The sequence below is a fragment of the Patulibacter ginsengiterrae genome (assembly GCF_056269115.1).
In genome coordinates, this window is record NZ_JBWDOG010000002.1 from 570,781 (window position 1) to 584,812 (window position 14,032).

9 protein-coding genes and 1 pseudogene are annotated in these 14,032 nt (G+C 76.8%); 2 read left to right on the top strand and 8 right to left on the bottom strand.

Annotated elements, in window-relative coordinates; genetic code table 11:
- Positions 1 to 93: 93 nt before the first annotated feature.
- From ACVUH9_RS06035 to ACVUH9_RS06045, 3 genes are all read right to left on the bottom strand, one after another.
- A complete protein-coding gene (locus ACVUH9_RS06035; protein ID WP_475754924.1) occupies positions 94 to 747 on the bottom strand; it encodes a hypothetical protein in 654 nt (217 codons plus the stop codon).
- A 393-nt stretch (positions 748 to 1,140) separates the two neighbouring features.
- Entirely contained in the window at positions 1,141 to 2,583 is a 1,443-nt protein-coding gene (locus ACVUH9_RS06040) for a DHA2 family efflux MFS transporter permease subunit (RefSeq protein WP_475754926.1), read from the bottom strand.
- 5 nt (positions 2,584 to 2,588) lie between these two features.
- On the bottom strand, positions 2,589 to 3,935 hold the full coding sequence (locus ACVUH9_RS06045) for a hypothetical protein (RefSeq protein ID WP_475754928.1): 1,347 nt from the start codon (positions 3,933 to 3,935) through the stop codon (positions 2,589 to 2,591).
- A gap of 106 nt (positions 3,936 to 4,041) precedes the next feature.
- Between ACVUH9_RS06045 and ACVUH9_RS06050 the strand changes: the two genes are divergently transcribed.
- Both ACVUH9_RS06050 and ACVUH9_RS06055 read left to right on the top strand, forming a co-directional pair.
- Positions 4,042 to 6,795 carry a helix-turn-helix transcriptional regulator gene (locus tag ACVUH9_RS06050; RefSeq protein WP_475754930.1) on the top strand — a complete coding sequence of 918 codons (2,754 nt, stop codon included), beginning with the start codon at positions 4,042 to 4,044 and terminating at the stop codon, positions 6,793 to 6,795.
- Between the two features lie 120 nt (positions 6,796 to 6,915).
- Positions 6,916 to 9,681 carry an AAA family ATPase gene (locus ACVUH9_RS06055; RefSeq protein ID WP_475754931.1) on the top strand — a complete coding sequence of 922 codons (2,766 nt, stop codon included), beginning with the start codon at positions 6,916 to 6,918 and terminating at the stop codon, positions 9,679 to 9,681.
- On the opposite strand, the pseudogene ACVUH9_RS06060 reads toward ACVUH9_RS06055, so the two are convergent.
- The 5 genes and pseudogenes from ACVUH9_RS06060 to ACVUH9_RS06080 all read right to left on the bottom strand — a co-directional run.
- Positions 9,600 to 9,869 (bottom strand): annotated as a pseudogene (locus ACVUH9_RS06060) (response regulator transcription factor); the annotation flags it as partial. The gene ACVUH9_RS06055 and the pseudogene ACVUH9_RS06060 sit on opposite strands and share 82 nt — an antisense overlap.
- Before the next feature lie 173 nt (positions 9,870 to 10,042).
- On the bottom strand, positions 10,043 to 11,359 hold the full coding sequence (locus ACVUH9_RS06065; RefSeq protein ID WP_475754933.1) for a LolA family protein: 1,317 nt from the start codon (positions 11,357 to 11,359) through the stop codon (positions 10,043 to 10,045).
- Positions 11,356 to 12,744 (bottom strand): sensor histidine kinase, encoded by a 1,389-nt coding sequence (locus tag ACVUH9_RS06070; RefSeq protein WP_475754935.1) that lies wholly within the window; start codon positions 12,742 to 12,744, stop codon positions 11,356 to 11,358. Before ACVUH9_RS06070 ends, ACVUH9_RS06065 begins: the two co-directional genes overlap by 4 nt.
- A complete protein-coding gene (locus ACVUH9_RS06075) occupies positions 12,741 to 13,406 on the bottom strand; it encodes a response regulator transcription factor (protein WP_475754937.1) in 666 nt (221 codons plus the stop codon). Before ACVUH9_RS06075 ends, ACVUH9_RS06070 begins: the two co-directional genes overlap by 4 nt.
- Positions 13,407 to 13,463: 57 nt before the next feature.
- Positions 13,464 to 13,976 (bottom strand): PaaI family thioesterase, encoded by a 513-nt coding sequence (locus tag ACVUH9_RS06080; protein ID WP_475754939.1) that lies wholly within the window; start codon positions 13,974 to 13,976, stop codon positions 13,464 to 13,466.
- Between the last annotated feature and the right edge of the window lie 56 nt (positions 13,977 to 14,032).

A 14,032-nucleotide genomic window follows, 5' to 3' on the forward strand; every position in this document is an offset into this window, starting at 1 on the left:
GATCGGCTCGGCGACGCCCGAGCCCTCACCCGGATCCGGCCACCGGATCCAGGCCGTCGCCCTCCCGCGGGTGGCTCGACCATCGACGCCGTGCTAGGACGGGTAGATCTCCAGCCCCGTGACCCGACCGGCGGCGTCGAAGCTCACGATCAGCCTCTCGGGGTCGGTCTGGAACCACCCGCCGGAGCGGCGGTTGGGACCGGTCGTGTAGTGCCAGGACCGGCCCCCGGCCGGGTACTCGGGCGCTCCGAGCCGGACCCGCACGCTCGCTCGGTCGGCGTGGTCGAGGGTTCCGCACTTGACCAGTCCGTCGGCCAGCCGCTGGCGGGCGGAGCTGTCGCCGTAGCGGGCGCGCTGCGCCGCCGGCCTGTCCCAGAGCGCGGCGTCGTCGGCGTCGAACGAGAACGAGTCGCAGTCGATGCGGCGGTCGACGATCCGACCGACGCCGCTGGCCACCGCGAGGACCAGCGCGAACGCGGCGAGCACGAACAGCAGGCGCCCCGGCCCGGCGAGCCGCGTCGGCCGCTCGTCTCCCGGCGCCCGCCCGGGGTGCGCGGGCAGGCCCTCGCTGAGGCGGCGCTGCTCCCGGCAGCGCTCGTCGACGCCGAGGCACACGTCGCGAGCGAGGGCGACGAGCAGCAACGCCCCGACGATCACCTGCCAGCTGGGTCCGAACCAGATGCCGTCTACGACGATCCAGATCGCGATCGCGACGCCGGCCAGCGAGGAGACCAGGAGCCGCACCATCACCGGTCGGCGCGGCGGCCGAGGCCGCCGAGGGCGGCACGGGACTTCCGGGACATGCGATCTCCTGACCTGATCGGGGACGGGCGCACGCACGCACCACGGCGCCGGTCACGCTACCAGCGAGACACGGTCGTGTCCCCCGACGGGCTGGTCATCGACCCGGCCGGGTTCGCCGCCACCACGATGCCGCTCAGGACGCGGTGCCGCTCTGGGTCGTCGCCGCGCTGCCGCTGCCGGCGCCGGGTTGTCCGGACGGGGCCGCCGTGCCCTGGTCGCCGGACGGGGCCCCGCTCGGCGGCGTGCCGCCCGGAGCCTCCGGGGGCGTGCCGCCGGCCCCGCTCGGCGGGGTTCCACCCTGGCCGCTGGGCGGCGTTCCGCCCCGCTCAGGACCGCTCAGGACCGCGACGGCACCGCCACCGGCGCGCGCCCGCGACCACCCAGCAGCAGAGCCCCCGTCGCGATCGCCGCGACCGCCGCCAACGCGCTGGCGGCCACGATCGCGTCGTGGAGGCCGTCGACGTACCGCTGCGGATCGCCCCCGAGCGCGTCGCCGGCCGGCACCAGCGTCCCGAGCGCGGCGATCCCGACCGCGATCCCGGTCTGGCGGAAGAGGTCGTTGGCCCCCGACGCCAGCCCGCTCTGGTGCTCGGGCAGCGCGTTCAACGCCAGGGCGCTGGCCGCTGGGTTGAAGAGCCCGGTCCCGACGCAGGTGATCAGGACTCCCGGCAGGACCACGGTCCACGACGAGTCGGTCTCGGTCAGGAGCAGCGTCGCCAGGCCGACCGCGACCATCGCGAGGCCGATCGTCGCGAGGCGGGCCGGCGAGACCGCCGCCCCCAGGCTCGCGGTCAGGCCGGAGACGACGAACATCGCCAGCGTCCCCGGCAGGTAGACCAGACCGGTCTCGAGCGGCGACAGGCCGAGGACGCTCTGGAGGTAGAGCGTCAGGTAGAGGAACAGCGCGAAGAACGAGGCCGAGATCCCGACCACCGCGACCTGCGCCCCGGCGAATCCACGGTCGAGGAACAGCCGCAGCGGCAGCATCGGCCGCGGCGAGCGGAGCTGGATCAGGGCGAAGCCGACCAGCAGCGCGACCGCGCCGCCGAGCGTCGCCAGGATCCCGGCGCTGCCCCAGCCGTCCTCGTTGCCGCGCAGCAGCCCGAGCACGAGCAGGAACATCCCGCCGATCAGGGCCAGCTGTCCGGGCCAGTCGACGGCGCGGGCGTGCTCGTCGCGGCTCTCGCCGACCCGCCGCAGCGTGATGACCAGGCCCGCGATCCCGACCGGGACGTTGATCCAGAAGATCGCCCGCCAGCCGAGCAGCTCGGTCAGGCCACCGCCGACGAACGGCCCGATCGCGAACGCCCCGCCGATCGCGGCCCCGAAGACGGCCAGCGCCTTCGCCCGCTGCTCGGTGGTCGGGGCGACCTGCGCGATCAGGGCCAGCGCGGTCGCGAACAGGATCGCGCCGCCCAGTCCCTGCACGGCGCGGGCGGCGACCAGCGCCTCGATGCTGCCGGCACCGGCACAGGCCGCCGAGGCGATGCTGAAGAGGACCAGGCCAACCAGGAAGACCCGCCGTCGCCCGAGCCGGTCGGCCAGCGCCCCGGCGGTCAGGACGGTTGCCGCCAACGGCAGCGTGTAGGCGTCGAGGACCCACTGGAGGCCGGTCAGGCTGGTGTCGAGCCCGGCGGCGATCTCGGTCAGGGCGGTGTTGATCACGCTGATGTCGAGCATCAGCATCGTGACCGCGATGCAGGCGACGGCGATCGTGGCCCGCGGGTGCGCCGTCGGTGACGGCGCCGCGGAGCCGATCGGACGTGAGGCGCCGCGCATGACCCTCACCGCTTGACCTTGAGCGTCAGATTCGCCCCGGCGCCACCGATCCGCAGCCGGACCAGCTTGCGGTTGGCCAGCCGCGCCCGCGCCGCCTTGGTGAAGCGCAGCGTGACCACGGCCTTGCCGCTCTTGCCGACGACGACGCTGCCGGCGGCGACCTTCCGCCCGCCGAGCTTGGCCGTGATCGTGCGGCGCCCGGCCGCGACGCCGCTCAGCTTGAGCTTCAGGCCCCGGCGAAGGGCCGCGCGCAGGCTGACCCGCTTGGCGAGCGCCAGCTTGGCCTTGGCCGTCGGGGCCTTCGGGCCGACGGGCGGGGCCGGCGGCGCGGGTGGGGTGCTGCCCTCGCGCGGCCCGGGGTTGATCGCCGCGGGGCCCCAGTCCGGCTCGCTGCCGCCGGGGATCACCATCCGCGATCCGCCGCCGCAGTTCGTGGCGTCGTCCCAGATCTGGATCCCGCCGGCCTCGTACCACGCCAGCGAGGTCCCGCTCGGTGACCAGGTCGGCCCGGCGAGGTCGGCCACCTTGTCGGTCAGGCACCCGCCGGCGACCGTCGGAAGGCCGAGCGTGCCGGCCTCGCGCGAGCCGTTCGCGACGTCGCCGACGATCGGCACCCACATCACCTGGCGCTCGTTGCCGTAGCCGCGGATCGTCGCCACGTAGGTGCCCTGGCGGTTGGCTTCGCCGTCGCTCTGGTCGGTGCTGTTGCCCTCGCCGAAGAGCTCCTGGTCGTCGAACCAGTGCACGTCCTGCTGCTGGCCGACGTCGAAGGTGTTGACGTGGTGGAGGAACCCGGCGAACGTCAGCAACCGCGAGTTGGTGACCCACGAGGACTGCGAGGTGTAGGCGTTGCCGACCGGCGCCAGGTGGTCGGCCGGCGTGACCGCGGTCGCCGGACGGGCACCGCAGGCGGGCCCGGCGATCGGGCACTGGACGTCGACCAGCGTGTAGACGATCCGGCTGCCGTCGGGCGAGATCGCGACGTCGACCGGGGCACCGTCGACCGGGTGCGAGACGGTGTTCGTCAGCGGCGGCGGATCCATCCGGTTGAGGACGCTGCCGTTCTGCCGAAGCCGGACGATCTCGTGGCCGTAGCCGGCGGCGATCGTGCCGTCGTCGGCCTGGGTCGGCGAGCGGTAGGGCAGGTCGGGGGTCCCGTTGGTGGTGACCTGGTAGCGGCCGGAGCCGTCCGGCTGGGCCAGCCAGACGTTGGCGTCCTGGATGAAGACCAGCGAGTCGGCGGCCGCCACGGTCGGCGCGGAGAGCGCGGCTGCGGCGCTGATCGCGAGCGCGACGGCAAGCCGACGGCGGGCGCCACGGACCGCGGGCCGGCGTGAAGAGGGAACAGGCATGCCTCGAGGGTGCGGGACCGGCGCCATGCCCACATCGGGGATGTCCCTCACCCGGTTTGGCGGCTACCGCACCCGGTCGGGGGCCGCGGCCACTAGCCTGCTCTCCGTGCTGCACGGACGGACCGCCGAACGGGCGCAGATGCGGGAACGGATCGGGGGCCTCGCGGACGGCCGCAGCTTCGCGCTGCTCGTCGAGGGTCCAGCCGGGATCGGCAAGACCACGCTGCTCGACGCCGCGATCGCCGAGGCCGACGGGATCCGGGTCCTGCGGACGATCGGCCACGAGGCCGAGACGCACATCCCCTACGCCGGGCTGCTCGACCTCGCCGCGCCGGTGCTCGGGCTCCGCGAACAGCTCGCCCCGGCCGACGCCGCCGCACTCGGGGCGGCGCTCGCACTCGAGCCGCCGAGCCCGACGACTGACGCCTTCGCGGTCCCGGCCGCGTTCCTCGCGCTGCTCGGCGCCGCCGCTGACGCCGGCCCGGTGCTGGTCGTCGTCGACGACGCCCAGTGGCTCGACGACGCCTCCCGCGAGGCGATCCTGTTCGCGTCGTCACGGCTCGACGCCGACGGCATCGGGCTGTTCCTGGCCGCCCGCGACGGCAGCCCGGACGACCGCGGGATCGACCGACCGGGCCTGGAGCGGCTGACCGTCGCGGGCCTCGAGGACGGCGCCGCCCGCGCGCTGCTCGGGGAGCGGGCCGAGCTGGCCCCGGCCGTGACCGCCTCGCTGCTGGACGCCGGGGCCGGCAACCCGCTGGCCCTGCGCGAGCTCGCGCGCGCACTCAGCCACGACCAGCGCGACGGGCACGTCCCGCTGCGCGCGCCGCTGGCCGCCCGCGACGGCGTCCAGGCGATCTTCGCCCGTCAGCTGGCCGAGGTCCCCGAACCGACCCGCCGCGCGCTCTGCGTGCTCGCCGCCTGCGGCAACGCCCCCGACGCCACCCTGACCGCGGCCCTGGCCGCGCTCGGCGTCCCCGCCGACGCGCTCGTCCCCGCCCGGAGCGCCGGGCTGGTCGTCGACGGCCCGGGCGGGCTGCCCGCCTTCCGCCACCCGCTGCTCGCGTCGGCCGCTTACCACGGTGAGCCGACCGGCGAGCGGCGCGCCGCCCACGCGGCCCTGGCCACCGCGACCGCGCATCCGGCCCGGCGCGCCTGGCATCGGTCCGCGGCCGTCACGGGTCCCGACGAGGAGGCCGCCGCCGCGCTCGAGGCGGTCGCCAGCGACGCGACCGTCCGCGGCGCCCACGCCGACGCGGCCCATGCCGCCGCCCGCGCGGCCGAGCTCTCCCCCGGCCTCGCCGATCGTGCCCGGCGACGACTCCAGGCGGCCTCGGCCTACGCCGTCGCGGGGCGCGACGCCCGCGCGCTGGAGCTGATCACGGCGGCGCTGGCGGACGACCCCGGCGTCCGCTCGGCGGCCGACCGCGCGCGGGCCGAGATCGCCGTCCGCGACGGCCGCCCCGCCGAGGGCGTCGCACTGCTGGAGGCCTGCGCCGTCGAGGAGCTGGAGGCCGGCGACCGCGCCGCCGCCGCGCTCGCGCTGGTCCAGGCCGCACTGGCCCACATGTACACCGGCGACATGGCCGCCCTGATCGACACCGGCGAACGGGCCCGCGCCCACGCCGTGGGCGTCGCCGACGACCTCGCGATGCTGGCGACCCTGATCTGCGGCGAGGGCCACGCCGCGCTCGGGCAGGGCGCCGAGGCCGCGGCGCTGCTCGGCGCCGCCGAGCCCCTGCTGCTCTCCCCCGACCCGCCGCTCGAGCTGGCCGAGGTCGTGGCGATGGGCGCGCTCTGCTCGGCCTGGATCGAGCGCTTCGAGCGGGCCGACGCCACGATCGACGGGCTCGTCGGCGGCGCTCGCGCGGCCGGCGCCGCCGGGCGGCTCGGCTACCCGCTGACCGTCCGCTCCCACATCGGCTGGCGGCGCGGCCGCTGGCGCGCCGCACGGGCCGACGCCGCCGAGGCCGCCGGCCTCGCGCGGGAGACGGGCCAACTCGGCGTGCTCGCCGCGGCGCTTCCCGCGCTCGCGCGGGCGGAGGCCGGGCGGGGCCGGTTCGACGTCGCCCGGGCCGCGGGCGGCGAGGCGCTGGCGATGGCCGACGCGGTCGGCGCCGACGCGATCGCGCTCTGGGCGACGTCCGCGCTCGGCTTCTGCGAGCTGACCGCGGGCCGGCCCCAGGACGCCGCGGTGGCGCTCGACCGCGCCGCCGAGATCGCCGCTCGTGGCCTGCCGCAGCCGACGCTGACGATGTTCGCCGCCGACCACATCGAGGCGCTCGTCCGGGTCGGCCGGCTCGACGACGCCGCCGCCGCGACCGCCGTGCTCGCCGATGCCGCGATCCGCTCCGGTGCCAGCTGGGCGCACGCCGCCACCGCCCGCAGCCGGATCCTGCTCGCCGACGATGCCGACGTCGACGCCCACGCCGCGGTCGCGCTCGAGCACCACGCGCAGGTCGACCTGCCGTTCGAGCGCGCCCGCACGCTGCTGGTGATCGGCGAGCGTCGGCGCCGGGCGCGCCGCCGTGGCGACGCCCGCGCACCGCTGGACGACGCGCTCGCGATCTTCGTCCGGCTCGGCGCCGACCCCTGGGCCGAGCGGGCCCGCGACGAGCTCCGGGCGGGCGGCGTGACCGCGGTCGCCGCCGCCGACACTCCCCCGGTCGACGAGCTCAGCCCCCGCGAGCTGCAGGTCGCGATGCTGGTCGCCGACGGCCGGACCAACCGCGAGGTCGGCTCCTCGCTGTTCCTCAGCCCAAAGACGGTCGAGCACCACCTCGGCGCGATCTACCGCAAGCTCGGCCTGCGCTCGCGGACCCAGCTGGCGACCTTCATCGCCGAGGATCGCGCCGCCTGAGCCTGGTTCCACCGATAGCCGGTTGAGCGTCGGTCGAACCAGGCTGAGGGAGTGGCCCCGCATAGGGGGCATCCCTCGACCTGCTTGCGCTCGATGGCCCCGTGGCCGCAGACTGGCCGGGTGGCCTCCCAGACCCTCATCGGCCGAGAGTTCGAGCTCGGCGTCGTCGGAGAACGACTAGCGGCCGTCCGGGCCGCCCGTGGATCGGCGCTGATCCTGCGCGGCGACCCCGGGATCGGCAAGACCGCGCTCGCCGACGCCGCCGCCGATCGCGCCGACGGCTGCACGGTCCTCCGCGCGGCCGGCGTCGAGGCCGAGACCCCGCTCCCGTTCGCGACCCTCCAGCTCCTGACCGCGCCGCTGCTGCCGCTGCGCGAGCACCTCCCGCCGGCCCAGCAGCAGGCGCTCGGGTCGGCCCTCGCGCTCGAGCCGCCGTCGCCCCACGACCGCTTCGCGGTGCCCGCCGCGCTGCTCGGGCTCCTGCGGGAGGCGGCGGTCCGGGCACCGGTCGTCGTGATCGTCGACGACCTCCAGTGGGTCGACGACGCCTCGCGCGAGGCGCTGCTGTTCGCCGCCCGACGGGTCGCTGGCCTGCGGGTCGCGATCGTCGCGACCACCCGGACCCCTCGGGGCGACGCCGAGACGGCCCGGCTCGACCAGCACACGCTCGCCCCGCTCCGGGAACGGGCCGCGCGGGAGCTCGTCGAGCGGGTCGCGCCCGATCTCGGCCCGGCGCTGATCGCCGCCCTGCTGCGGACCGCCGGCGGCAACCCGCTCGCCCTGCTCGAGCTGCCGCGACTGCTGTCCGACGAGCAGCGCAGCGGCCGCGCCCCGATCGACGCCCCGTTGCGGCCCGGCCGCGCGCTCGAACGGGCCTTCACCCAGGAGATCGCGGGGCTGCCGGCCGACAGCCGCCGGGCCGTGACCGTCGCCGCCGCGATGGACCGCGGCCCGCTCGTCTGGCTGCTGGCCGCGATGCGGGTGCTCGGCCTCCCCGAGGCGGCGCTGGGACCAGCCGAGCGCAGCGGGATCCTGCGGCTCGACGGCGACCAGGTCGCGCTCCGCCACGCGCTGGTGCGGGCCGCCGCCTACCACGCGGCGACCGACGAGGAGCGCCGGCGGGCGAACGTGGCGCTCGCCGAGACGACCGACGATCACCGCCGCCGGGCCTGGCACCTCGCGGGCGCGGCCGGGCGTGCCGACCGTGACGCCGAGGCCGCCGCGGCGCTCGACGAGGCGGCCCGCTCCGCCCGCGCGGTCGGGGGCCACGCCGAGGCGGCGGCCGCGTTCACCCGCGCGGCGATGCTCTCCTCGACTCCCGAGGAGCGTGGCGTGCGCGAGCTGGAGGCGGCCACCGACCTCGCCGTCGTCGGCCGCGCCGAGCAGGCGCTGGCGCTGCTGAGCGCGGCCGCCGGCCGGATCGGCGCCGACCGCCACGGGGAGCTGGTGCGCCTGACCGGCAACCTCCGGACGCGCCGCGGCGACCCGCACGGCGCCTACCGGCTGCTCACGGCGGAGGCCGAGCGGCAGCTCGCCGCCGGCCACGCCGGCACCGCCACCGAGCTGCTGCTCGACGCGATCATCGCCCAGACGATGACCGGCGACGTCGAGCTCCAGCAGCACACGATGGCGCTGCTCGCCCGGGCCGGGCGCGAGACCGACGGCCTGACCGCGGCGCTGGCCGACCTGACCCGCGGACAGGACCGGCTGGTCGCCGGCGAGGAGCAGAACGGACGGGCGATCCTGGCCGAGGCCCGTCCGCGCCTGGCCCTGATCGATCCGGTCGCCGTCACCGAGCCGCTGGCGCTGACCGCCCAGTGCTGCATCTGGGCCGACGAGCCGGCCGACGCCGCCGCGGTCCTCGATCCGCTGATCGAGGCGATCGGAGCCGCCAGCGCGCTCGGGCGGATCGCGTTCCCGCTCAGCGTGCGGAGCGCGCTCGCGCTGCGTCACGGCCAGACCGCCTCCGCGCTCGAGGACGCCACCGAGGCGGTTGCCTTCGCTCGCGACACCGGCCAGGAGACGATGCTCTCGTTCGTCCTGACGGTGCTCGTCCGGGCCGAGGCGACCGTCGGCCGCTTCGACGACGCCCGCGCGCACGCCGAGGAGGCGCTGGCGATCAGCGGCCGTCGCCGCGCCGACGGGCATGCCGCCCACGCCCACGCGGCGCTCGGCTTCGTCGAGCTGGCCGCCGGCCGGCCCGCGTGGGCGGCCCCGGCCCTCGAACGCGGCGCGACGCTCGCCGACCGCGCCGGGTTCTGGCACCCGGCGGTGGTCCCGGGTGCACCCGACCTCGTCGAGGCGCTGCTCGCCGACGGGCGCCGCAGCGAGGCGGAGGATCGCGCCGCCGCCCTGACCGCGGTCGCCGAACGCTCCGGCAACCGCTGGGCGCTCGCCGCGGCGGCACGGATGCGGCTGCTGCTGGAGCCGGACGACGAGCGGGTCGACGAGCGGGCGACCCAGGCCCGGATGCTGCTCGCCGGGCTCGAGCTGCCGTTCGAGGCCGCCCGCACCGCCCTCGCCACCGGGGAGCGGCTGCGGGCGGCCGGCCGCCGGACCGACGCCCGCGCGGCGCTGGTCGAGGCGTTCGACGGCTTCGAGCGGATCGGGGCCCAACCGTGGCTCCGCCGCACCCGTGGGCTCCAGCGACAGGTCGGGGAGCGGACCGCTCCGGCCCCGCTGGCCGCGCTCTCGCCCGACGAGCAGCAGCTCGCGCTGCTGATCGGCCGGGGCCTGACCAATCCGGAGATCGGCGCCCTGCTCCACGTCAGCCGCAAGACCGTCGAGCGCCGGCTGACCGCCGTCTACGGCACGCTCGGCGTCCGCTCCCGGACCGAGCTGGCGGCGCTGGTCGGCAACGCCTCCGGCGACGTCCCCCGCAGGTAGCGGAGGACGGCCAGGACCCGCCGGTGGTCGTCGTCGCTCGCGGGCAGCGTGAGCTTCCAGAAGATGCTGCCGACGTGCTTCTCGACGGCTTTGGTGGTGACGACCATCGCGCGGGCGATCGCCCCGTTGGTCCGGCCCGCGGCCATCAGCGCCAGGACCTCACGTTCGCGCGGGGTCAGTCGCTCGAGCCCCTCGTCGACCGGCTGCGGCCGCCCGGGCCGCACGATCTCGACGATCTGCGACTCGGCGGCCCGGCGCCGGAGCCGCCCGTAGTGCGGGGTCGCTCGCGGATCGGCGTCGTGGAGGTCGGGTGCCACCGGCAGCTCGAAGGGGTCGGGCAGGTCGAGCGTCGACATCTCGCTCACTTGCCGTCGAGGTCGCGGGCGGCGGTCTCGGCGGCGACGGCCGGAACCGAGCCGACGAGCGTGTAGGAGACGCCGTCACGCTCGAAGCTGACGAGCGTCCCGAGGGCGGTCGCCAGCTCGTGGCCGGTGACCCCGTCGACCGAGATCTCCGGCAGCTTCGTGCTCTGGCCGAGCGTCCACGGCCCCCCGCCGTCGGCGATCTCGCGGGGGATCTGGGCGACGATCAGCGCGCCGAGGCCCTCGCCGTAGGTCACGATCGCGCCGGAGCGGTCGCCGAGCTTGACCTCGCGGACGTCCTTCCGCGGGAGCCCGGCCAGCTCGGCCGGGGCGAGCAGCTCGAAGTCGACCGCCTTGCGGACCTCGGCCACGCTGCTGCGCCGGTGGCCGTCCCCGCCGACGATGCCGATCTCGCCGCCGCCACCGCCTCCGCCACCGCCGAGCCGGTCGAGGATCCCACCGGCCTTCCCCGCGTGGTGTCCGTTCCCGCCCCGACCGGCCTTCCCGTGGCCGTTCGCGTGCCCGGGAATCCCCGGCAGCCCCGGCGACGCCCCCGAGAGCGAGTCGATCCGCACGACCCGTGCGTCCTTCGGCGGGTCGACCCGGACCGCCTCCGGGGTGACCGGTCCGAGCTCGACCTTCGTCGCCGTCGCTTCGAGCACCGGCTCGTCCTCGCCGTGGGCGTAGACCGCACCCCGCAGCGGCAGCCCGGTCGCTGGGTCCCAGGCGATCTCGGCCGCGCCGAGCAGCCCGCCGTCGTGGGCCGGTGCCACCCGCAGCTGGTAGGCGGGCCGACCGGCGACGTTGGTCGGCTTGGCGCCGGAGACGTCGAACAGCTCGGCCGTCCCCTTCAGGGCCATCTCGATCAGCGCCGGGCTCGGCTTCAGCGCCCGCAGCATCCGCAGGGCGCCGTCGATCTCGGTCGGGATCGTGCCGGTGTAGACGGTCTTGCCCTCGACGTCGTAGGCGGTCAGCCGGCGGTCGGCGAAGCCGAGCTCCCAGTGGCGGTCGCCGGCGGTCACGTCGGCCCGCAGCCGTCCGTCGGCGGCGATCCGCAGCGTGCCGTCCGCCGACGGCAGCGGACCGCCCTCGATCAGCCGGTTGCGGAGCGAGAACGAGGCCGTGATGCCGTCGGGCGCCGGGGCGGCGAGCGTGTCGTGGAGCGCCTCGGCCAGCGGCTTGGCGGGCGGGACCTCGGCCGGATCGGAGGACGAGGCGGCGATCGCGGCGGCGGCCCCGCCGAGCGCGAGCGCGCCGACGGCGATCGGCGCAGCCACGCGCAGCGAGAGCGAACGGACGGACGGGATCGACGTCATGCCTGGACCGTACGTCCACGCTCTGAGAGTTCTCTGACGATCGGCAGCACCAGCGCGACCGTCGCCCCGTCGATCCGGACCCGTCCACCGTGACGGCTGGCGGTCGCGGCGACGATCGCCAGGCCGAGCCCCGATCCCGCCCGCCCGCCCGCGCTCGCCGCCGGTCCCCGCCAGAACCGCCGCAGCGCCGGCTCGGCCTGCTCGGGAGCGATCCCGCGGCCCTCGTCGTGGACGGCGACGACCGCGTCGTCGCCCTCGCGCGCGACGGTCACCGTGATCGTCCCGCCGGTCGGCCCGTGGAGCCGGGCGTTGCCGACGAGGTTGCCGAGCGCCCGCCCGAGCGCCCCGACCTGCCCGCGGACGGCCAGCTCCGGGTCGGCCTCGATCCGGATCCGCGGATCGCCGCCGCAGACCGCGGCGACGACGTCGGCCAGCACGATCGTGTCGGCCGGGGCCGCCGCGCCCTCCTCCCGCTCCAACGTGAGCAGGTCGTCGACGAGCACGGCCAGCCGGTCGGCGTCGGCCTCCAGCTCGCCGAGCAGCTCGGCGTCGGCGCCGTAGCGGCGGGCGAAGGCGGCGTTGCCGCGGAGCGCGGTGACCGGGTTGCGCAGCTCGTGCGAGGCGTCGGCCAGCAGCCGTCGCTCGGCGGCCCGCGCGCGATCGAGCGCGTCGAGCATCGCGTTGAGCGTCCCGCCGAGCGCGGCCAGCTCGTCGCCGGTCGCGGGATCGGGCAGCCGGCGTCCGGGCTCGGGCGCGGCCCGGATCGCCTGCGCCCCGCTCGACAGCCGCCGCAGCGGCCGCAGCCCGCGGGTCACGAGCAGGCCGGCCAGCAGCGCGCCGAGCGCGGCCGCGATCAGGGCGGCGAAGGTGATCGCCCCGCGCAGGTGGCCGAAGGTCTCCTCGACGTCCTGCATCGAGGTCGCCGCGATCACGGCGCCGCCCGCCGCGTCCCCCCGCGTCTCGGCCAGCGGGGCGACGTAGAGCCGGATCGGCTCGCCCCCGAGCCGGGCGTCGGCGTAGGTCGCGCGCCCGTCCCGGAGCGCCGTGCCGATCGCCGCCGGCTGCGGCAGCAACCGGTGTCCGAGCGACGCCGAGTGGCCGACCAGTCGCCGCTGGCGGTCGCGGACCTCGAGCCAGACCTGACGGCCGCCCGATCCCGGGTCGAGGATCCCCGGCGTCCGCAGCAGGGCCGGCGTGGTCGCCGCGAGCTGGGCCGCGTCGACGGCCCGTCGCCGCAGCTCGCGGTCGACCCCGCCCCGCAGCTGGTCCTCGACGACCACCGTCGCGAAGACCCCGAGCGCCATCAGCGAGACGAGCACCGCCAGCGCCGACGCCGCCACCAGCCGCGACCGCAGGCTCCGCAGCGGGTTCCAGCGGCGACTCATGCCCGCAGCGAGAAGCCGCTGCCGCGGACGGTCCGGATCACGCCCGGATCGCCGAGCTTGCGGCGCAGGTAGGCGATGTAGCGGTCGACGACGTTGTCGACCGCGCCGTCGTCCCAGATCTCGCTGAGCGCCTGGTCGCGCGTGACGACGACCCCGGCGCCAGCCCGCAGCAGCAGCTCGAGCAGCGCCGCTTCGCGGGCGGTGAGGGCGATCTCGCGGCCGTCGCGCGACGCGATCCGGGTCTCGGGGTCGAGCGCGACCCCGGCCGCCGCCAGTCTCCGCCCCGTGCCGACCGCCGGGCCGCGGCGGCCGAGCGCCCGGACCCGCGCCAGCAGCTCGGGCGCGGCGAACGGCTTGACGAGGTAGTCGTCGGCGCCCGCGTCGAGCCCGGCGACGCGGTCCTCGACGGCGTCGCGGGCGGTCAGCAGCAGGATCGGGACGCCGATCCCCTTGCGGCGGATCCGGCGGCAGACCTCGAGCCCGTCGAGGCCGGGCATCGCCACGTCGAGCACGATCACGTCGGGCTGCTCGCGCTCGACGGCGACCAGCGCGACCCCGCCGTCGGGCGCGGCCGTGGTCGCGTAGCCCTCGGCGTCGAGCGTCCGCGTCAGCATCCGCAGGACGGGCAGGTCGTCGTCGACGATCAGGACACGGACGCTCATCCTCGGGCGGAGGATGGCAGACGCCGTCGGCCCCGCCGCGGAATGCGGGGGTTGGCCCTACGTCCCGATCTGGGGGTCCGGCGTCGGTGCGACCCCGGGCCGCTCGAAGTGCTCGCGCCCGACGGTGATGAAGAGCCCGCGGCCGGAGGCGACCGTCTTGCCGCCGTCGGTGATCCGGCCGACCAGCCGGATCTTGCGGCCCTCGAAGCTCTCGAGCCAGCCCTCGACCTCGAGCTCGTGGCCGAGGACGACCGGGGCGACGTAGTCGACCTCGAGCCGGGCGGTCACCGCCCGGCGCTGGAGCGCGATCAGGACGCCGCCCTGGACGTCGTCGAGGATCGCCGCGACCGCCCCGCCGTGGGCCAGCCCGCGGGCGCCCTCGTGTCGCAGGTCGAGGGTCACCCGCGACCGCACGAGGTCGCCGTCGCGGACGTAGGCGAGGTGCAGGCCGGCGTCGTTCTCCGGTCCGCAGCCGAAGCAGTTCGGCTGGTGGGGCCGCAGGGGGCCGTCGCCGGGCACGTTCTCGGTCGGGAGTGGTGCCGCAGGCGGTAGGGCCGGTTCGACGCTCATCCCGAAAGCGAAGCAGACGCCGCCGGACCGTACTGTGCCCTCCCGACCGACCGGTC